18 protein-coding genes are annotated in these 21,113 nt (G+C 62.7%); all 18 read right to left on the bottom strand.

The features are described 5' to 3' along the window. Window positions 1–1,033: 1,033 nt before the first annotated feature. The 18 genes from ACPDIT_RS08810 to ACPDIT_RS08725 all read right to left on the bottom strand — a co-directional run bounded on the left by ACPDIT_RS08810 (window position 1,034) and on the right by ACPDIT_RS08725 (window position 21,065). Window positions 1,034–1,198 (bottom strand): hypothetical protein, encoded by a 165-nt coding sequence (locus ACPDIT_RS08810; protein WP_423442834.1) that lies wholly within the window; start codon window positions 1,196–1,198, stop codon window positions 1,034–1,036. Between the two features lie 13 nt (window positions 1,199–1,211). After that, complete coding sequence (locus tag ACPDIT_RS08805; RefSeq protein WP_423442833.1) at window positions 1,212–1,547, bottom strand: hypothetical protein; 336 nt, start codon at window positions 1,545–1,547, stop codon at window positions 1,212–1,214. Further along, window positions 1,548–1,805 (bottom strand): hypothetical protein, encoded by a 258-nt coding sequence (locus ACPDIT_RS08800; RefSeq protein WP_423442832.1) that lies wholly within the window; start codon window positions 1,803–1,805, stop codon window positions 1,548–1,550. It lies immediately after the preceding gene. A gap of 824 nt (window positions 1,806–2,629) precedes the next feature. Beyond that, window positions 2,630–3,418, bottom strand: coding sequence for a hypothetical protein (locus ACPDIT_RS08795; protein WP_423442831.1), 789 nt, complete (start codon window positions 3,416–3,418; stop codon window positions 2,630–2,632). Window positions 3,419–4,603: 1,185 nt separating this feature from the next. Beyond that, a complete protein-coding gene (locus ACPDIT_RS08790; RefSeq protein ID WP_423442830.1) occupies window positions 4,604–5,314 on the bottom strand; it encodes a VPDSG-CTERM sorting domain-containing protein in 711 nt (236 codons plus the stop codon). Further along, window positions 5,311–5,574, bottom strand: coding sequence for a hypothetical protein (locus tag ACPDIT_RS08785; RefSeq protein WP_423442829.1), 264 nt, complete (start codon window positions 5,572–5,574; stop codon window positions 5,311–5,313). Before ACPDIT_RS08785 ends, ACPDIT_RS08790 begins: the two co-directional genes overlap by 4 nt. Window positions 5,575–5,777: 203 nt before the next feature. Next, entirely contained in the window at window positions 5,778–7,097 is a 1,320-nt protein-coding gene (locus ACPDIT_RS08780; protein WP_423442828.1) for a lipid II:glycine glycyltransferase FemX, read from the bottom strand. After that, window positions 7,094–7,996, bottom strand: coding sequence for a hypothetical protein (locus tag ACPDIT_RS08775; protein ID WP_423442827.1), 903 nt, complete (start codon window positions 7,994–7,996; stop codon window positions 7,094–7,096). Before ACPDIT_RS08775 ends, ACPDIT_RS08780 begins: the two co-directional genes overlap by 4 nt. A 578-nt stretch (window positions 7,997–8,574) precedes the next feature. Further along, the gene (locus ACPDIT_RS08770; RefSeq protein ID WP_423442826.1) at window positions 8,575–9,294 is read right to left on the bottom strand and encodes a VPDSG-CTERM sorting domain-containing protein; all 720 of its coding nucleotides are present in this window, start codon (window positions 9,292–9,294) and stop codon (window positions 8,575–8,577) included. 1,402 nt (window positions 9,295–10,696) lie between these two features. Further along, window positions 10,697–11,488 carry a VPDSG-CTERM sorting domain-containing protein gene (locus ACPDIT_RS08765; protein WP_423442825.1) on the bottom strand — a complete coding sequence of 264 codons (792 nt, stop codon included), beginning with the start codon at window positions 11,486–11,488 and terminating at the stop codon, window positions 10,697–10,699. Window positions 11,489–12,191: 703 nt separating this feature from the next. Continuing rightward, complete coding sequence (locus tag ACPDIT_RS08760; RefSeq protein WP_423442824.1) at window positions 12,192–13,553, bottom strand: polysaccharide pyruvyl transferase family protein; 1,362 nt, start codon at window positions 13,551–13,553, stop codon at window positions 12,192–12,194. A 98-nt stretch (window positions 13,554–13,651) separates the two neighbouring features. Further along, a complete protein-coding gene (locus tag ACPDIT_RS08755; RefSeq protein WP_423442823.1) occupies window positions 13,652–14,806 on the bottom strand; it encodes a CapA family protein in 1,155 nt (384 codons plus the stop codon). Between the two features lie 32 nt (window positions 14,807–14,838). Next, window positions 14,839–15,516 (bottom strand): antibiotic acetyltransferase, encoded by a 678-nt coding sequence (locus tag ACPDIT_RS08750; RefSeq protein WP_423442822.1) that lies wholly within the window; start codon window positions 15,514–15,516, stop codon window positions 14,839–14,841. A gap of 8 nt (window positions 15,517–15,524) precedes the next feature. Then, the gene (locus ACPDIT_RS08745) at window positions 15,525–16,082 is read right to left on the bottom strand and encodes a CatB-related O-acetyltransferase (RefSeq protein ID WP_423442821.1); all 558 of its coding nucleotides are present in this window, start codon (window positions 16,080–16,082) and stop codon (window positions 15,525–15,527) included. Window positions 16,083–16,311: 229 nt separating this feature from the next. Continuing rightward, entirely contained in the window at window positions 16,312–16,572 is a 261-nt protein-coding gene (locus ACPDIT_RS08740; RefSeq protein ID WP_423442820.1) for a phosphopantetheine-binding protein, read from the bottom strand. A 57-nt stretch (window positions 16,573–16,629) separates the two neighbouring features. Then, complete coding sequence (locus ACPDIT_RS08735; RefSeq protein WP_423442819.1) at window positions 16,630–18,255, bottom strand: amino acid adenylation domain-containing protein; 1,626 nt, start codon at window positions 18,253–18,255, stop codon at window positions 16,630–16,632. Between the two features lie 59 nt (window positions 18,256–18,314). Next, entirely contained in the window at window positions 18,315–19,457 is a 1,143-nt protein-coding gene (locus tag ACPDIT_RS08730) for an acyl-CoA dehydrogenase family protein (RefSeq protein WP_423442818.1), read from the bottom strand. Between the two features lie 60 nt (window positions 19,458–19,517). Beyond that, a complete protein-coding gene (locus ACPDIT_RS08725; RefSeq protein WP_423442817.1) occupies window positions 19,518–21,065 on the bottom strand; it encodes an oligosaccharide flippase family protein in 1,548 nt (515 codons plus the stop codon). Between the last annotated feature and the right edge of the window lie 48 nt (window positions 21,066–21,113).

Below are 21,113 nucleotides of genomic sequence, written 5' to 3'. Positions count from 1 at the left end.
AGGCGGCGGAAACCAGATGACTCCACCGACTCCCGTCGGTGGCCACGGATTCCAGAACCGGTAGCCGCCGGCGTAAACCGACGGACCCCGTAGCGCGGGTTTCCAACCTGCCGTATCGCCGGCTTCCAGCCGGCAGATGCCGCGAGATCGATCATGCAGTAGCCGCCGCGCGAACGCGGCGGACAATCCCAACCTGGGCATCCGACGACTACCGTCGGCGGCTACGCGGTAAGGCCCACGGAACACGCAGCACACACAGAAGGAAAAACCCACAGAGCACACAGAACACGCCGACTGGAAGTGATCCGCCGATTCCCGTCGGCGGCTACGATGTCGAAGGCCCACGGTGCTCGCAGAAGGAAAAGCCCACGGAACACGCAGAACATACAGAAGGGAAAAACGGCAGACTTGTTGTGGAGCAACAGTCGGACCTCAGCAGCCACGGTTCTGGCGGGCCCTCCGCGCACGCAATGGTAGCGCAGGTTTCTGAACCTGCCGTAGCGCCGGTTTCCAGCCGGCAGAGGCCGCCCGGCTACAACTTCCGCCCCAAGGCTTCCCACTCCACGCAGACTGGAAGTCCGCGATCCGGCAGGCTGGAAGCCTGCGCTACGTGTAAAGCCCGCGGAGCCCCTCCAACGGTAGCCGCCGCCGGGAGGCGGCGGAAGCCAGATGGGTCCACCGACTCACGTCGGTGGCTACGAAGGAGAGCCCACAAACAACCCAGAAGAAAAGCCCACGGAGCACACAGAACATGCAGACGGGGCGTGATCCGCCGATTCCCGTCGGCGGCTACGCAATAAAGCCCACGGAACACGCAGAACATGCGGAAGAGAAAAACAGCGCGCGGTTTGTGCAACCACAATCAGGCCTGCGCCGTCATGGTCGAGCCCACTGGCTCAGAACATGCACCCGTCCCGCAGCCTGCGGCGTCACCCGCGCGACGCCGGACAGCTCGCCCCGGCCCACCGTACTCGCGCCAGCCCGCGCACGGAACGTGCTGACACTCCTTTGAGCCACCCAACCGGCTCGGCCGTCAGGCGTCGAACTCGTAGGACAAGTATACCGCCACGCCCTTGGAGCGCGCATACTCGCGTACCCCGGGCTCGCTCTCCATGTGCGCCACCAGCACCCCAAACACAGGCCACCCGGCAAAACCCGCCCAGCCGCCCCAGCCGCCGCTCCACGAACCGATCCACATCCGGCCGCGACAACTACGCCTTGCTCTCCCCCACCACCCACACCTCCTGCCCCTGCCGCTCCCCCCGCCCGAGAATGTTCACCTCCACCGCTTCCCCGCGCGCGTCTCGTACATAATCCCGACGCAGCCGTTCCCGCAGCCGCAGCCCACAATCCCGCTCCAACAGCGGCGGGAGTCCCCGATAGGCCGCGTTCTCCAGCGTGTAACCCACCGTCATCGTCAGCCCGCCCACCTGCCGATTGGTCTCGTCCAACCGCCACGACAATGGCTGGACTGCTTCTTCCGTCCGCCGTTGGGCTTCCGCCAATTGGTTGAGTCTCTCCTCGGTCCGACGTTGCGCCTCGGCCAACTAATCGACCCGCTGCGTCAGGGCTTCCAATCGCTCCTCCGTACGCCGCCGGGCCCCCGCCAGTTCGGCCAACTGCTGCTCGGTGCGCACCTGCGCCTCAGCCAGCTGGCGCAAAGCCGCCTGCAGCGGGTCGATCGCCTCCCGGACCTCGGTGCGCACGTGCTCCTGTGTCAGCGCATCCAGCACCATGGCCACCTTCCGGGAAGCCTCCGGCCCCAGCGCTTCCTTCAGCTCCTCGTATGCCTGCCAGACATTCATCGTCATCTTGGTTCTGCCGGGCAACCCTGTAGAAGTCAAAGGGCACCGGGTCATCCCGCACGATTGACTCTTCTGAACACCGTCTCCCCGGCGGGGAGCAGTCGGTCCGGGCCACCCCGGGAGGCTCCAAGCGTTCCTGACCTCCATGGGGCCTTTCTTCCGGCCCTGCGATCGGCGCGCGACCCGTCCCGGGTGATTCTCACGAGCGGGCACCCAAAGTCGTCGACCTCTTGTGGCGGGGGCAAAAGCTCCGGCGCTCCCACAGCCCGCGCCATCGCCGGCCCCGCAGTATGCTGGGTCGAACAGCCCGCTCCCCTTCGAAGCTCGAACGGGACCCGGAGTGCTCACAAGCTGAGCCCATGAATGGCGCGAGCCACACCTGGCACCCGGGCGCCGCGACCACGGAAACAAAGCACAAAACGCCCCGGCGCGGTCCCGGCGTCAGGAGTGCTTCGCGCTGCCCGACTTCATTGGCCCTCTTCGAGACAACTCTGACTTCCCTCTGGCCTCTGTGCTTTCGCAGGGCTTGAAAACGGTGCCTGAGCCCTAAAAGCCGGTGGTTCCCAGGCAGGGCGTCGAAAAGGTCCTGTAACTCGCAAAAAACACGCGAATGATCTCGAAGAATCGAGGGTCATTTTCGCAGGACCATCAGTTCTCAACCCGCTGCTGCGCATGGACGCCCGGATTTTCTTCGGAATGATCTTCGAGGGTCGTACCCTGCCGCGGGATCCTCGGGCCACCAAGCGGCCGAGTTCGAGGTCGCTGATTTCCTCCAGGTCTTCCACGAACCCCGACGGCACGGTCGCCGGCAGCGCGGAGAGATTTCAGCTTCGCCGGCGGGCGTGGCGAGGCCACCAGGCGGACAGGAGCAGGCCCAACGCGAGTAATCCTGCCGTTCCACCTGCGTCGGGCATGCCTCTCGCGATCCGGTACCCTTGAAATGACATCACAAGATCGTCCACCGCCAAGCCGTCGTCGGCACCATTGGCGTCGAAGTCCCGCCACTGGATCCACCACTCCTGTCCCGGCAGAATCTCGAGATGCTCGATTGTGTAGCTTACGAAGCGTCGATGATCTGTGTCGTTCCCGTTCCTCGGTCCCACGGATCCTCCCTGGTCCGGCCCCACGAAGTCCAACTCAGGAACGAATGCCCAGATACCATCCAAAAGCGATGTCGCGTCAAGGCTGTAAAGGAAGGTGAGCTGGTCCCGGCGGCCCAGCGCACCCACCCGCCATTGTTCGCCCCAGTAGGAGATCGTAATGGCCGTGATGACGTGATCCGTGTCATTCCGGAACTGTGCACCGAAAACCGTCCACAGGTTGCCGCTTTGCAGGCTCCCCAGCGCCCGCTCGGTGCTGCCTGAATCACCAAAGCTGTACGTGTCTCCAATGTTTGAGCTCCCCGTGCCCGCGCGGTACTCTTGGTTGGCATTTATGCCGAATTCCCATATGGCCCATCCGGGCGGAAGCGCCGTGTTGTCCGTGCCGGAATTGGCCAACGTGTCGAAGTTTTGGGTGTAGGGGGTCATGATGTCCGTGATGCTCACAGGGACGGCCAAGCCACAAACGGCCGCCCCCAGGCACGTCATGTAAGCGAGGATTCGGATGCTCATGCGGCAGCTCCGTGTTCGATTGGACCGCCCACCGACAGGGCGGGCCGGCTGCCGCACCCCACCCGGGGTGCCCCCTGGGAAATATCGCGTCGTCCAGCCCGGGCCCTGGCCCCATCGGGACAGATCCAAGGTTGTCGAGCTTCGCCACGGGAAACGCAGGAGACATGCCAACGTGATGCATAACGGTCCAATTCGGTTGTATCTACCTACATATCAAGAACTTCAAATGACATCCTTAACATTGGCGGTTGACGGCCGCCCACGCACGAAAGTGTAAATCCATCCGACGGCGCCACAGACCGATCCAATAGCATCCAATTGACTAACAATGTGTTGTGAGAGCTGAGGCCGGTGTAAACTCCACCGACGGCTTGTCAGGAGACTTGACACAATCCCGACCGCAAGCTCGTAGGGCACCCCTGAGGGCCCGCCGGGGAAGGCCATCGAAAACGCAGGATGCCCCGGACTGCGGTCCAAAGATGGAGAGATAAACGCCCGAAAGAGCACGTGATTCGGGAGCTGCCGCGCGAACGTGGCGGATCGCGACTCGGTCCACCGACTGACGTCGGTGGCTATGGATGTCATTGGTAGCCGCCGCCGGAAGGCGGCGGACAAATCTTGCCTTGCAGTTTCCGCCGACTCCCGTCGGCGGCTACGCCGTAAGGCCCACAGAGCACGCAGAATACACAAAGGAAAAGCCCGCTGAGTACGCAGAAGGAAAAACCCACAGAGCACACAGAACACGCCGACTGGAAGTGATCCGCCGATTCCCGTCGGCGGCTACGCGGCAAAGCCTCCGGAGCAGTCAGAACACACAAAACTCGCTTTTCCCATTCGCGACGCAAGAAATGCCTGCGACCATCCCTTCTCGAGAGGCGTTTCAAATCGGAAGGCTTCCAGTCGACAGCACATTCAAGAATTTAGATTTCTGCGTGGACTGCCTGATCTGTGGGCTTCCAAAGGTCGCGTTGATCCGCGTGTTCCGTGGTCTCGGGGCGGCTCGGCGCGAAGCCGCGGCTGTAAAACGATCCGGTTCGAAAGCAGGATAAGTTTCGCGGGCCGCCGATCGGGACCCGGCTTTTGCACGGAGCAGTCCGAGCCGGCGGGGAACCCGAACAAAAGAGTGGCGCCCCAACTGCGAGGCGCCACGGAAGGCAACACCAGGTGAAGAGCAAAGGCCTTGGATCAACCTTTCCGCCGCAACACCGCCAAACCGACCAAGCCACTACCCAAAAGCACGAGGGTCACTCCGCCGTCTGGCAGGTAAACCAACATGTCCTGTTTGGGAACCGTCCAGTTTCCCTGGTCATCCTTTCCCCAAAGATTGATCACAGCGACTCGATAGTTGGGATTGACCACAGTGTAATCCTGTTTGGCGGCGGCCGCTGACCCAAATTTGGCAATAACCAAATTGTAGAATGTCAGGTCGCTGGGCAAAGAGGTTTGTTCATCCTCGAGCCACCAGATTGTCTCCTGTAGGGCACGGGCGGACGCCTCCCGACCCGCTCCCGGCGTGTAATCATACCCGGCCAGGTTCCCCTCGGCGAACTGCTTGTAGAGCCAGGCGGAGCCGATCGACAGAGGATCGGGGGATCCTCCGCCCTTTCCGCCCATGACGGCCACGGTATTCAGCACCGCCAATAACGGTTGGCCGCTGAGGAACTCATTCACTTCCAAACAAAATGTCTGGAACCCTCCGTCCACCAACGTTTCCAAGGCGTAGTGAGCGGGGTTCGCCCACGGCGAGCCTTTCAACGTGAACTCACCGCCACCGTAAGTGGGGTCGTAGTACCCGGCGGTCCGGACAACGGTCACGAGTGTAGCTGACGCTTGTCCGGCCACCAAGAGCGCCGCCGCAGCCGCCACCAGTGTTTTCGCCAATTTTGTGGTTTTCATGGCTCACCCTCAAATACCGCGTTGCTGTCTGAAAAAATAGCACCGCGCATGCCAGCCAATCGGCAACAATTACCGGGTATCCAGCCATTTTTGCCCAATTCCGCCTTCATCAAAGGCTTATGCAGATTCCAAATGCCGAACACCGGCAGTCCAGCCTCCACAAGGGCTCGACAGCCTTTGGAAAAGTGTAAATGGTTCCGACGAAAACCCGGCGATTCGAAGGCAACTGCGAGCCGGTTCTCATGCAACTCTTTAATCAACAGGCGCTTGTAGAGCCTTCCAAAAATGTCAACTCTGCCGACACGGATTCTGGGAAAACTTACACTCTCGGGCCCGGCGGCCCCAGTCCTGCCAGACCCGTTCCCGCACGCCTTGGACCGAGCGACCATGGGTTGGTCGGTAGCATGCTGGGGTGCAACGGGTTGCGTGTCGCGAATCGGCTGGGAACCCGGATCTTGGCAAATCACCAAGTCGCGACGCGGAAGCATGGGCGGACTTGTGCGCCGGTCCACGGGCCGAACCGGATGCCGGAAAACTTCAGCTCGAACACTGCCGAACGAGGCCAACGACTCATCCGCGCCTCGGAGAGACTGCGGTCCTCTCCGGAACCCGTGTTGGTTGGCAGCCTTGACCCCAGAAGCTCGCGCTTCCTCGCGCACTCAGCGCCCGAGGGCGTGCTCCAGATACCTGGCGAGAGCCATCGGCGACCCAGGATCCAGTCCACCCCAGGTCGTTGCCATGCGTAAGGCATCCAGACCTGGGCCGGGGGCAGGAGCACGGGTCTGGCCCCCAGCCGGACGTTGAAAACGTGCCGCGTGCGGGAAAGCTCTTCCTCCACCTCCTCGCCCTTCAACATGCGCTCGGCCAACCCCCGGTCCATGGCTCCAAAATCCACAGACTCGCAGCCCCACTCCGATGCCCGCAGCAGGGCTTCTACGTTAAGCAGGGTGTTCGGATGGGCCTCTGGCGCCTGTTCGTTCCACCCCTTTTTTTCGAAAGTGCATGTTTTGCCGAAACGCAGGAGCAACAGACCAGCCACCAGCTCCCCGCGTACGCGAGCGAACAGGACCTTGATATCCGGACCGAAAGCATCCCAGCGCCGATACAGTGCATCTACGCTGGCCGGATTCGGCGCCACGCCCTGTCTCCGGCAGGTATGACACATTAAGTCGAAGAACCGCGGCAGGTCGGATCGGCCCCCTTCGACGATTTGTACCCCCTTTTCGACGGCCTGTCGGGCTTCTCGACGTGCCGTTCGTCCCACGCGCGCAAGAATCGCCTCTCTGCCACCCTCCAAGCTGGCGATCAGCGTCGCATCGATAATGCCCGGAACAGGATTCCGGCAAAATCCGCAGCGCCGCAGATCTTCGGAGCGAATGCGGCTCCGGTCGGGTGGTTGGAGGATCAACGCACGCAAACGTTGTGCTCGGGCGGCATCCAAAACCCGGCGCAACGCGTCGGGGACGGACTCTGGACCTTCTCCCGCCAGCACGGGACCCTTGTTGACGAACCCGATCCGTCCCAGGCGAGTGCTTTTTATCAGCATCAGGAAGCCACCTTCGATTCGCCCCTCCGCCCCCCAAGTGTAAAGCCAGGCCTGCCAGCCATCGCCCTGTTTGACGCGCGCCCAGCGGACCGACTGCTGGTACTGGCCCCGAGGCTGGCCGAGGAGGAACTCTTCCCAGTCCCACGCGATTTCTTCCAGCGGCCCCTCGGGCGCAATGCATTTACCCTCCAAGCCCGGCGCCGGGTAAGCGCGAATCCCGGTCTTGCCTATGCTCATGGGTTGATTCCCTGGCTGATCACGTTCGCGACCCGGGCCACGGTTCCCGCCGACGCACTCCACGGCTCACCCAGGAGACGTTTCTTCAGATCGGGGCGGAACCGTTCCAAACCCCAGGCAAGCAGGGGATGAATTCGGCAAAAGGCCGGCAGAGTCACCACCTCTGCCCCGCGCAAGAGGTAGAACTGATCCACACTCGCATCCGCACCCTGCTTGCGGAGGCCGGCGTGCACGCGATGCACCCCTGATGTGGCCGCCGCCAGTTCCCGTACGACGTGTAACATCAAGCTGGCCACCTGCTTTCGCAGAGCCGCGTCGGTTGCAAAAAAGGTGGCGTAGAGCAGGGCATCGGCCACCCGTTGCACGATGCCCACTGCCTGAATGCCGGAGCTGTCGAAAGCACCCAGGACGCGTACTTTTGGGTGTTCGAAGACCTTCTCGGCCCAGGCGCGGTACCGGTCGGGACGGACGCGATCCGCGCGATAATGGTATCCCGTTCGCTGCTGAAACTCGGCGAACACAGGGTGGGCACGGAGCAGTTCATGGACCTCTGTCAACGGACGGACCCGAAACTCGTGCTGCGCTCTCCGAACCTCCCAACGGCGTTTTTTATCCATCGACTCCAATGAGTAGTCAGCCGCGTTCTGAAACATCAGGCAGGCGATCGATCCATTCGCCCTACCGGGATCCCCGACGGCATATTGCCAGGCCCCCCATCTGGCGGCCAACGGGGGCCGGACCGCGGCCGGATCCAGCACCTCGAACGGAATCAGCGGCCGGTAAAACAGCGGCCGGACGCGCCGCCAGAAAACCCCGCCCGACTCCACGATCCGGGCCCCCATGGCGCGCTCATACGACGCCAGCTCGGCGGGCGTCATGGACTCGATCACTGTTTGCATCCCTCGATGGCGCTTCTACTTTCAGGCCGCAATTCTCGCAACCGATCGTTTCCCAAAGATCCTCGACCGAAGGTCCTCAGGGCCGGAGGACTGCGCGATTCCACAGGCCCCCTGAGCATCTCATCCAGTAGCCACCGCGGGGACGCGGCGGACTATCGCCCGCATCCGCTTTACGCCGATTTAGCCCACAGAGCACGCGGAATGCGCCCAAAACAACCCACAGAACACACAGAGCACACGGAAAAAAACTTGAGTCCATCCGCCGGCTAACGCCGGCGGATACGAAGGCGAGCCCACAGGACACGCAGAGCTCGCAGAACCCACCGCGTAGCGGCCGCCGAAAGGTGGCGGATTCGGCACGAACATGTCAGTTCACCCTTCCGGGTGTTCCGTGTGTTCTGTAGGCTCGAAAGAACAACCCTCGGTAGCAATTACCGGAGGGCGGCGGACACTTGCCGCGTGGGGTTTACGCCAACACCACCGGCGGCTAGGGCGGCGGCTCCAAGCATGCTGCCAAAAGGCAAGTGGCGCCCCAGTTGGGGCGCCACAGACGATAACGCGTTGCGAGCTTGGCTCGATCAATCCTTCCGGCGCAGCATGGCCAACCCCAACAGGCCACCGCCCATCAGGACCAGCGTCACCCCGCCATCCGGAAGGTAGACGAGCATGTCCTGCTTTCTGGCCGTGTAGTCCGGTTGGCCCGTAATCTTGTCGATCCCGTACATGTTCACCACGCGAACATTGAACCCGGCCGTGGACGGGTCGTAGTCGGCCCTGGCGGCAGTCACGGTGCCGAACTTGCTGAGGATCAGGTTCCGGAACGGATTGCCGGCACCTGGATCCCCCTGCTCGTTTTCCAGCCACCAAATGGTCTCCTGCAGCGCCCGCGCGGACGCTGCCCGACCGGGACCCGGGGTGTAATCGTAACCCACGAGGTTCCCCTCGGCGAACTGCTTGTAAATCCAAGCCGTGCCGATGGACAGAGGATCCGGACTGCCGCCGCCCAGCCCACCGTTGACGGCAGCCAGGTTCAACTCGGCGGCGAAAGGCTGGCCGGAAATGCCTTCGTTCAATTCTAGGCAAAAGGTCTGGAACCCACCTGCCACCAGAGTCTTGGGACTGTAGTGAGCCGGATTGGCCCAAGGCGACCCCTTCAAAGTGAACTCACCACCACCGTACGTCGTGTCGTAGTACCCGGCGGTCCGACTGACCGTGACCGTCACAATGGCGGAGGCGCTACCGGCCATCGTGGCCGCCATCGCCACCACCAAGCACTGCTTTTTCCATGCGCTCATCATGTTCATGTCCTTTCTCTTCACACTGCGTTACCGTTTCTACGAAAGTTAACTAGCACCTTCCGTGCCATCGAGTAAATCAGATTTTGGGACAGTTTGAAACAATATACATTTCGTTGCCCATCAACATGTTACAATAGCCACATGCTGAAATCGCCCAAGTCGTTCAACCGCCAAAAAGTTCGAAAGTGTAAAATCCACCGACATTCGAACTTGATTTGGACCGGCTAGACGGTGACGGATTCTACGCAATGCGTTGAATTACAAGACCTTGTATTGAACCAAAAAGCTGTCAGGTCCACCGACGCCCGAGTCGGCGAAGTTTACACTCGCAACACCCAAAACCCCGCCAGCCAAGCCACCTCGGCCAAAGCCTCGAACCAAATCCTCCAGACGTTGGATCTCACGGTTCGGGTACGCCCGCACCGACCGTGCCGGTCGAAAAGGCGCCTCCACGCAGCCATCGTCTCGGCAGGCTCCAGACAACCCCGGCCAGCGCACCCGGCGCCTTCGACTCGAAAGCCTCAAGCGTGCCGTAGCCGCCACGGTGGCGCGGCGGACAGTCCCGACCTGAACATCGGCCGATTCCTGTCGGCCGCTACGAAGGAAAAGCCCACAGAGCATGCACAATGCGCAGAAAAAAGCCCGAAAAAAGCACACAGAAGGAAAATCCGCAGAGCAGACAGAACCGGCAGATTGGAAGTGGTCCGCGGACTGCCGTCCGCGGCTACGAGGAGAGCCCACATGTCACGCAGAACACCCAGAAGGAAAACCCACAGAGCACATGGATTCGAGGTAATCCGCCGACACCCGTCAGCGGCTACGCGGTAAAGTCCACAGAGGGCGCAGACCATCCAGAACAAAAACCGTAGGTGACACGCAGCGCCCGGAGAATTGAAACGGCACAGTCGTCCACATGCTGCCCCAAGCATGAGACCACAACGGATTTCGGGGAGGCCACCGGAGAAACGCCTTCGCAGCTACAGTCTTCCCGGGCGCCCATACTGCCGACATCCGACCCGCTGCCGTGGCCACCTTTCTCTCCATAGCCGCCGCCGGCCTGCGGCAGATCCAGACCCAAGATCGGGCCCATCCTCACACGGTGGGTCTCCAGAACCGCCCTAGACCGATCCGCCGATTCACATCGGCGGCTACGGACGTACAGCTGGCTGACGGCCGTCGCAAGGCGGCGGATTCGGCACGAACATTTGAGTCCAGCTTTCTGGGTGTTCTGTGTGTTCTGCGGGCTCAACAGGAGAATCCACAATCGCCGCCGCGGGGACGCGGCGGGCAATCCCGGTCTGTCGCTTCCACCGCCCCACTTCCTTGGCTGCGGAGCCGGAGTTCAATACCCACTGCAACGATGGGCGGACCCCGCAAGAGTCCGCCGACTGACGTCGCCGGCTCAGCTGGAAGGGCTCCGCCAAACGCGGCGCAGGGCCCACAACCCGCCCGCCCCGAGGATCAGCAGTGCGGCGGTGCTGCCGGCGTCCGGCACCCGGGCGATTCGCAGCGCCCCGCCGGGCGTGTCCCACCCGACCCACAACCGCAGCCAGGCGTCCTTGGCGTCCCAGGCGTTCACCCAGCCGCTCAGGATCATCTCGTACTCATGAGCGGGGTTTATGGTGAAGCTGTACGAACTCGCAACCGTCGCTTCGGGATGGTCCGCCAGCTGCCAGCGCAGCAGTACTTCGTCCAGCGTCAGGTCACGCAGCACCAGACTCATGTCCTGTTCCTGGGCACTGTAGTTCCAGTATGCTTCGGCCTGAAGCGTGAAAGCCAGGGTCGGCGCACTGGCCACGAACCGCGTTCTCGATTCTGCTGCCACGCTCAGGCCGCTGCCGGCGAGATTGCCCATGGCCCCGCCAGCCATCGGTAGATCGGACGGGGCGCTGTACGCTGTCATCCAGAGCGAAAACGGTCCCAGCGCGCCCTGGGCCGCAGACCATCCGAAGGGCTCCGAAGCCGCCCTCCAGAACAGCATGGACGCATCGCTGCTGTGGTGGCGGAAAACGCCCGCCTCTCCGCGGGCATTGCCCTCCGGTTCGCTCCAAAGCTCCAGCCATTCCCCCCGGACTTGGGAACTCTGCCAGGTAATGTCGACCCCCAGGGCTGGGAGCAGGGCGTTGGCTACCGCGGCCGCCACACCCAGCCAAAACGCTCGCCATTGTCCGGTCTTCCAGCGACAATGCTTCACCTTTTCTAGCCTAGCACTCGCGGGTTTGCGACAAACAGCCCCGCACTCGTCGTTCCCGAATCGCATCGTCCTTCAGAAAAGCAGGCTTCATGCCTACATGCTACCTTGATGGGGTCGGAGCTCGATAGGCTCCCGCACGGGCGCAACGGCCCTGAGCATCAAGAGTCGCCGCTGCAAATCCACGAGGAACCCCAGGAACGCGGTGAGGGGGCGCCCGGCGCCCAGCCATGGAGGCCTATAAGGCCTGGAGCCTTGACCCCGGAGCCACGCCGTTCCCTTGAAGAGGGCGCCACACAGTATGCTGCCGCAGTTCGTTCACTCCGCCGGCATCCTGGACACCGTGACGCCTACTGGCTGATTTCACGATCGGACGCCCGGCCCTCCGTGACAGTCTCGTGCGACCAACCCCAGGCCCCGGTCGGCGCGTAAATCCACATTCGCTTCTGGTCCACCGGCGAGCTCTAGGGCTCCGCGCGGCCATGCCCGGCCCGAGTCGTGACTTCTCGAAAACGCCCGCATGCTCCTGCTGCCTCCCAGTATACCGGCCACGCAATCCTCTTGGGATGCATCGCCCCATCTCACACCCAACCGGGGATGGAAATCTCCAGCAGCACGAGCTCAATCAGCAGGGCATAACCTCCTGCATGCCACAGGCCTTTCCCATTAGCTCTCGTGGTCCGATACGACCCCGGAGCGTTGTTTCCTACTGCTGTTCCAGCGCTCCCCCAACTGCCGGACCCATGGCTTCCAATTGCAGAGGCGCTCCTTCCGGAACCGCGCGCCGGAGGAGTTCGCCAAATATTTCTCTAAGACGAATCCGTGCCGTTTCGGCTTCAAGCGCGAGGCGGTCACGTACCCCCTCGCGCTGCCGATAAAGCTCCATGACACGAGCGACTGCCTCCGCCTCCCCGGTCGTTCGTCCATCGATCACCCAATCGCGCATGCCAACGGACTCGAACACACCCGCGAACTTGCGGCTGTAGGCAATGCCCACCGTGGGAATGCCCTGGGAAAGAGCGCCAAGGCAGGCGTGCATGCGCGATCCGATGAAGAGGCCGCACAGGCCGATCACCCCTTTGATCTCGTGACAGTCGTATTCCCCGGTCACGATACGGACCCGCGCCTGCAGGGCTGGTGGCAAGGCGGCTCGCACCCGCCGACAAGCCTCCGGATCGCTTTCGACACTCTCCGGCGGAGCATAGGTATGGGGAATCAACCATAGCTCACCAGAATGTTCTTGAAACAAAGCCTCGATCAACCGCGGCAGGAGCGCGACGTAATCCAGTTTCAGCTCGAACATGTTTTTGCGGGTGTAACCGCCATTGTACATGAGGCCATTTACATTCAGCCCGATCGGCCCGACTCCGCCAAGAGTCAGCACCTCTCTTCCTTCCTCGAGCGGAGGGTCGGTCTCGATCCTCCGGGGAGCCCGTGCCTCGAGAGCGAAGGCAACATCCGGACTCAGCCGCACCTCTGGCTTTTCGCCCACCAGTTCTTGGGCCACCCGTTGGCTCTCCCGATCCCGCGCCAGGACTACCGGCGCCCTGCGCAGAAGGTACCGTGCCAGCCAACGCGTCCACCGTCTCCCGTAGGGACCGTAAGTTTGCGGGAAATGGACGAGGCTGCCTTTCACGAGCACTACGGACCAAGCCGCCAGAAAGCCCAGCAAAAAGCGCCTCCCGCCATAGATGTCGCTGAAGCTGTCGCCCCCGCGGATATCGCCCACCAGGTCCATCTCCTCGATGGCCGCAATCCAGGGCGTATGGCGGCTCAGCCAGCGCCGCACGCGAGCATGGGGAAGCCACCGGTAGCACAGCGAGGCCAGCACGATCCACACCAGATGCTCGCAGGGCCGGGCCCGGGGCGAGAGCCGATAATTGACCACCTGCGCCCGCACGTCCCTGTCCCCCACTCGGAATGCAACTTCGCACGGTTTGTGGTGGCCGACGAACATGACGATCCTCGTGGCGCCCGCCTCCGCACACAACCGGACCAGCGATGCGCCCAGGGCCATCACGCCCCGATTGCCGGAGCTGACCGGCGTCCCCAGGATGCCGACGTTCACAAATCCTCCGAAACACGCTTCACAAACCGTCGCCTCTGCACATCAAGACCTCATTCGCGAGGGCGTTCATCGCAGACGGTCCGTGCTCTCCAGCATACCTAAAGCGGTGTGCCGCCGGGACGGAACCACCACCGGTCGAAGACGGTCTGCAGCAGCTCCCGATGCGTTTCGCACAACACCATGTTCCGGACGCCTCGCAACCGTTTCTCCCCGACCCAGAAGCGTTCCACCCAGCCTGTGCGGTTCAGCCAATGGAGCAAGCGGCCGTGGCCCAGCACTTCACTGAGGGCATCGTGTCTGGCCTGCTCGCAGAATCGAAGCCACTCTGCGTCCACGAACGCGGGGTCCGAGACCAACGCATTCCGCTGCGCCATCCGTTCATGCCACTCCTCAGCCTCCGCGCCGTGCAGCAGCCTCGCCCCGGGCGGAGGTTTCGATTGACGAAAAGGAATGCATTCCATTCTCGCCTCCCGACTACGGAGGAGCTCCAGTCGGACCAGAAACCCTTCGTGAAACCCTGGTTTGTTCCGATAGATTTCTTCATCCATCACCAACGCTCCCTGGCCATAAACGATGAAGCCATGGCGGTATCGCTCCCAGCCCCCCAGGGCATGCGGATGCTGGACGATCACGGCAGTGGCGCCCAGTTCGATGAGAAACCGGCACAGTCGCTGCACCCGGGGCGTCACCGGCTGGAATTCCGCCGCGCCATGATACAGCACGATCCAATGATCCCAGTCTCCACCCTGCTCACGAACCGTTTGCACCAGCGTAATCAGGTCGACCGGATTCGCGCCCGGAGCCTGCGCATCAGCAACCGAGAATTCTCGTTCGGCCACGGCCAGGATGGCCACTCGAATCCCCTGCAATTCGCAGACATAGGGCCGGGCGGCCTCCGCGAGATTCTCCCCGGCACCCACCGTGGCAATTCCTGCCCTCCGACATGCCTCCAGCGTACTACGCAGACCTGCTGCCCCGTGGTCCAAGATATGGTTGTTGGCCAGAGTCAGCAGTTGGAATCCGGCCGTCCGAAGGACCTCGGCACAGACCGGCGGGGCCCCGAAAACGGGCCCGGTTTTGCGGATGGGCGAGGGCCGTTGGATGAGCGGGCATTCCAAGTTCGCCACGACGAGGTCGGCACCGCGAAACAGCGGCAGTAAATCGTGGAACAAAGCGTCCACGTCTGCCACTTCGAAGTAGCGACGGTTCTCGCCGATGGGGCAAACGTCAGCGCCGATCAATAGGCTGGCCACAGGTTTCAGGAACAGGGACCTTGGACTGACTTTTACGATTGCTCGAGAACCAAGGGCACACTCCCTTGCATATGCGGGAGTTTGGGCGGCGTCTGTTCCCACCAGCGGGTTGCCAACAGGGTCTGGATCTCCTCCCGTGGTGCACGCCACGCTACGACGCGCGCGGGAAACCCGCTCACGATGGCGTAATCCGGCACGTCCACGCAAACCACCGAACCCGGCCGCACCACAGCGCCGATGCCAATGCGTCGTGTGGGCGGCACGACTATGACCCCGTGTCCCAACCAGGCGCCGTGCGCGATTTCCAAACTGCCGAAAGACAGAGAGGGCCCCGAGACCTTCCCCAGTTCCGGGTTATAGAAGAATCCGTGGCTGGAGAGAAGGTTGAAGGGGTGGTTGCGCGTGAATGTACGCACCGTGTCCGCCACCCAGCAGTAACGCCCAATGCGGGTACCTCGATGGAGCACGGAAGGCTTTTCTCGCCAGGGCCAGTAGCTGTAAGCCCCGATCTCCAGCCCGTAATCCTGCTGCAGCAGCTTCCGAATGGAGCCCGAGAACGCAGGGCCATTTTCCCACCTCACAATCCAGCGACGGAGATGCTTGCGCAGGGATTCACTGGCCATCGCGCGGTACAGTGGGAGGATCCACGCCACCCGATAGACCAGGTCCGCGGCCGGCCCATGGCTTGTCTTCCTGGACTGGCTGTTCATGCGGACGCTCACCTTTGTGTCAAGGGTTCTTCGAGCGGGCGCTGCACTGGCAGCCCCGAGCGGAACAGTTCATCCACTGGTTTCAGCCACCACTGCTCTGCCAGCAGCCGTTCGATGGTGGCGGGTCGGAACCGGTATTTGACCACGCGTGCCGGATTGCCTGTGACGACCGCATACGGGGGCACGTCGTCGTGCACAACGGAACCGGCACCAATCACCGCCCCGTGTCCGATGCTGCGCACGGATGGCAACACGATCGCGTTGTGGCCCATGTAAACATCGTGGCCAATGACCAATCCGGTGCCGGGCGTACGAAGTCTCGCCGCATGGCGCGCAAACGGATTCCAAGCGGGGCCAATCCCCATTTCAGGGTCGGGGCCGTCTTCCGCCAAAACGCGGACTGTGTAGTAAACGGAGCAGTACCGGCCAATGACCGTCCCGGGTGCGAACCTTTCGGGCCCAGACTCACAGGGGCCGATGGAATAGAGGCCCACCGACACCCCGTGGTATCGCGCCAGGAGTTCGCGCACGGTGCAAGAGTAGACGGGTCCACGTTCCCAACGCATGACCAGGGAACGTAGAAGCCGGCGCACGCCCGGCGGCGCCCCGCCATACATGTTCCGGGCGATCCACCGGGCGACCGGCGAGGTCGCTCCCTCTCCCGGTTTGCCCGCCCCCTGGGAATCAAATTCCATCGGGCTCATGCGTGACTGCGACCCGCCCTCATCTCCGCCGAGGACAAAACCAGCTCACCCCCACAGCCTGACCCTTTGCCGCCGGGGGCAGCTGCGCCACTCACTGCTCTCGCCCCTCGGCTTGTTTCCGCGCGACGAAGGCCACCAGGCGCTCCAGGGAGCCGAAGTTCTCTTCGCCCACGTCGCCGTCGCCGACCCGGATCTGGAACTGTTCCTCGACAAACTGGATGAGGCGCAGAAGCCCCAGCGAATCGAGCAAACCGCCCATGCCCACCAAAGGTTCCCCGGGCTCCAGCCGGTCCCGGCCGTCGGCCAGTACGTCCTCGACGATGAATCGTTCAATCTGGGTTTTCAGCTCCATACGTTTTCTTCTTCACCCGACCTTGCGGGCGGCGGCTGCGCCCCTTGCCATCCTGTCTCACCCCTCCGCCGAACCGCGCGCGCGCCGGGTTTCTTTTTCCTCCACTGCCCGCACCAGAGCCGGCCGGTCCGTTTTTCCAGTAGAGGTTTTCGGGAGTTCCTCCAGCAGATGGAACCGCTCCGGCACCATGTACGGGGGCAGGTGTTGCTGACAAAAAGCCGCAAGCAGCCCGAGCGTCACACGCGCATTTTCTGTCAAAACCACGAACGCATGCAACCGGTTTCCCACCAGCTCATCCGGCACCGCCACGGCCGCGGCTTCCTTCACCTCCGCATGCCGATATAGAACGCTCTCGATCTCGCCCAGTTCGATCCGGTAGCCACGGCTCTTGACCATGTGATCGCGGCGGCCCAGAAAGAGCCACGTAACCCCGTCGTCCGCCAGTTTGACCACATCTCCGGTACGGTACACAGGATCCGGATAACGGTTGTGCAACGGGTTTTGCTGAAAGCTGCGTGCGGTTTTGCCCGGATCCCCCCAATAACCCTGGGCGACCGTGGGGCCGCGGACCCACAGCTCCCCCTCGATCCCCGGTTGTGTTATCGGCCGGTTCTCCTCATCAAGTGCGAACACCTCCGTATTCTCGCAAGCACGCCCGATCGGCAGCGAGGCCGGAGCGTCGTCCGCCACATCCTCCGGGCGGACCCGGTGATAGGTGCACACATTGGTCTCGGTCGGCCCGTAGAGGTTGTAATACGTCGCCTGCGGGATGGCACGGACAAGTTTCCGCAGATACTTCACGGGAAACACTTCCCCGGCGAACAAGATCAGTCGAAGACCGGAAAAATCGTGAGCCTCGAGGCGGCCGTATTGGACCAACAGGCTCAGAATGGAGGGAACCATGTACGTTACGCTGATGCGTTCTTCCTGCCACAGGTCCGCCAGTTTGACGGGTAACGCCGCGAGCTTCTCGGGCACCAGGACAACCATTGCCCCGGCTTTGGCGGTGGCGTAAAGATCGAAGGTGGAGAGGTCGAAGTGAAGCGGGGCCATGCTGGTGACCCGGTCCTCCGCACCCAACTCGAACTTGTGGAATGCCCAGTGGACGAAGGTCAGGCACGTTCGATGGGCGATCATCACCCCCTTGGGCGTGCCGGTGGAGCCCGAAGTGTAGAGAATGTAAGCGAGGTCGCTTTCAACTGCCGAGCAATCCACCGGCGCGCATGACTGATGCCGCACCTCTTCCGCGGCGAGGAGGCGGCCCCTCCACACCCCTTCCGCCGGGGCTTCCTCCAGGCATATGGCGGTCCGCAAGGGCGCTCCGGCTTCACAAAGTTGGGCCAGTTGTGCCATATGCACCGCGTCGGTCACGAGGACCTCGATGCCGCAGTCCTGCGCAATGTACGCAGCCCGGCGAACCGGTGCCATCGGATCCAACGGGACATAAACTCCTCCGCATTTCATGACGCCGTACACGGCCTGTACGGACTCGCATGACTTGTGCAGCCACAATCCCACGCGGTCTCCTCGGCGAACGCCGGCTTCGCGCAGGGCGCGGGCCAACTGGTTGCTCCGCGCCTCCAACTCCGCGTAGCTCCATTGGCGCCCGAGGAATCGCACGGCGGGCCGATCCGGACACCGCTCAGCGGACCGCTGCAACAGATGCGGCAACAAGTATTCCATAGGGAATTCCAGGCTATCGTCCCGTGGCGACCGCCGGACCTCGTTGTGCCGGTCCTCTCTCAGAGGCCCAGCAAAGACGCCACAAGGTTGGATTGGATCTCATTCGTACCCGAATAGAGCCGGCTGCCGATCGCGTCCCGGAGCTCGCGGTCAAGGCCCGTTTCCACCCGGTAGCCCAGTCCGCCGTGGATTTGGATCGCGTCCTCGCACGTTTGCACCCAAGCCTCGCTGATGTGGCGCTTGGTCAAGGCAGCTTCCAGATAGGCCGGTCTTCCCTGCGCCAGCAACCACGCGGTCCGATACAGCAGCAGGCGCGAGGTCTCGAGGCGCTCCTTCATGGCCACGAGGCGGGCTGCAACCTGTTGATACTTGCCGATATTCTGGCCGTATTGCCGCCGGGCCCGCGCAAATCGCAGGGACATTTCGAACAGCGGTCGCATGGTGCCCACCGCGCTGGCCAGAATACATCCCCGCTCCCAGGTCATGGATCGCATGAACACAAATGTTCCGGCCCCCTCGTCACCGAGCCGGTTGGCCACAGGCACGCGACAATCCCGGAATCGAACCTCGCCGGTGGGCGAGGTGCGCAGTCCCATTTTGTTCACCGGCTCGATCTCCAGCCCTTCCCGCTCGGTCTCCACGAGCAACACAGTGATACCGGCCGGCCCCTTGGCCGGGTTTACCGTCGCGTACACGGTGAGGACATGAGCGACCGGGGCATTGCTCACGAAGCTCTTGTGTCCGTTGAGCACGTAGACATCGCCTTCCCGCCGCGCCGTCGTCTGGAGGGCAAAGGCATCCGACCCGGCTTCCGGCTCGGTCATGGCATTGCCGCCGATCCATTGCCCCTTGGCCAGTTTGGGCAGAAAGCGCTGTTTTTGCTCCTCTGTCCCCAGCGCCAGCAACGGGGTGACCACCGTCCACAAATGGGCGTGCAGGGAGAACAGCAAGCCGTTGTCACAGCATGCGTATCCGAGCCGCTCGAGGGCTCCCACCATGGTCAGCGCGTCGCATTCCAGCCCCCCCAAGCGGCGCGGCACGGGCAACCCGGGCAGTCCGACGCGCCCGCATGCGTCCCAACCGGCTCGGTGGAACCGGCCTTCCCGATCGGCCATCACAAGATCGGTTGCCACTTCCGCCTTCGCAAGGGCCTCGATCGAGTCGAAAAACCGACGCTGCGCCTCACTCCATGAGAAATCCATTCGCAAGCCTTTCGCTCGAGTGCCCTAAACCAGCGCACCGTGTTGGGCGCTGTCTTTTCGTCAGGCTTTGTCGCCAACGTATTGCCTTCGATCCATCAACTGGCCTGAAGGCGCGCCGGTCGCCGCTCCAGACTGTCGGCTCATCGTCCACCACGACTGCAGAGCAGCTCGCAACCCTACGGATTGGAAACGCCCCAGCAGGGCATTAACTTCAGCCCGAAGCTCCCTTCTAAGTGCGACCGTGGCGATGCCACTACCGAAAGCAGCCAGGGCCGCCAGACCCAGAGCCGCCCATGACGGCCAAGTCGCCACCTGGTGTCCCAACCAGCCGCAAGCGGCGGCCAGCCCCGCGGTGCCGACGACTGCTCCCAAACTCAGGCCTGGGGCCAGACCGTAGAGCGATCGCAACCGCCACACGCAGATCCCCGTGGCCACCAATTCTCCCAACAGGCCACAAGCTGCCACCGTCCAGAGCGGCTGCCCTTGGGACGCCAACCAAAAGGCCGGCAGGAGGGAACTTGCCCGGCCGAGGTTGGAAAGCAACTGACTCTGCGAATCGCCCTTGGCCAGGTTGGCGACCGCCACTGCCATTCGCAGCGCACGAAAGGCCGCCACCGCCGCCAACCAGGCCATCAAAAGACCGGCCCCGATGTATTTCGGGCCGTACACACAACGCATCAGGGCCTCGGCCCCGGTCATCAACGCCGCCGTAGAAACCGTGGCATAAAGGGTCATGACACCCAATACCTGTCGGTAACGGAGCGCGAACATCGTCGGATTGTCCTGTACCCGTGCCACCAGGGGAAAGGCGACGGAATTGAACACCCGCCCCCACACGAACTGCGGCGCCATGACCAGCGTCACAGCCGCGGCGTAGGGTGCCAGGTCGGACATGCTGTAGAAGGTGGCCACCAGGAACTGGTCGCCCTGCATGATCCCGAACATCAGAAAGCCCGTCAACAAGAGCGGCCATCCAAACTGCAACATCCGGTGGCCGTACTCGGGTTTCCAGGTCAAACGGTATTCCTGCTCCGCCAACCAATGAGAGAGCACGAAGCTGAGCAGCGCCTTGGCCACGAGAAGGATCAGCACGGCGCGGTAATCTCTCAGCCAGACGGCCAGCGGCCATGCCGCCAAGGTGATGATCAGCTGTGGGACCGCTTCCACCGCAGCCGAAGGACCAAATCGGAGGTGCCGTTCGAATCTTTGAACGTCCAGGTGCTGCAGTCCACGCAACAGAACAATCCCGGCGAGGATCATGAGTGCCCAGGCATGTTCGGCGATACCGAACCAGCGGGCCAGCAGAGGCGCGAACGCAAGTATGCAAGCGGCACTGATCGCCGCCGCCACCGCTTGCACCGTGTGCCCTGTGGCCACGAACGTCGGATCGTCTCCTTCCTTGTCCCGAATCAGGAATCGCCCAACCCCCAGTTTGGCGGTGAACTCCAGCAGGCTCATGACCATGCCGAAGACCGCCGCCATGCCGAAGTCGGCCTTGCTCAGGAGCCGCGCCAGGATCATGTTCCGGAGGAACGAAGCGGCGTAGCCGATTCCCTCTCCCAGCGCCACCGAGGCGGTTCCTTTCAGGACCTGTTTCCGAAGCGACATGTCAGAACGATTTCGGATCAGCCGGTCCCCCTATGTCCGAGCAAAACG

The organism is Limisphaera sp. VF-2, assembly GCF_049537125.1.
In the GTDB taxonomy this organism is placed as follows: Bacteria; Verrucomicrobiota; Verrucomicrobiia; order Limisphaerales; family Limisphaeraceae; genus Limisphaera.
This window is presented reverse-complemented; position numbering and strand designations above follow the sequence as displayed.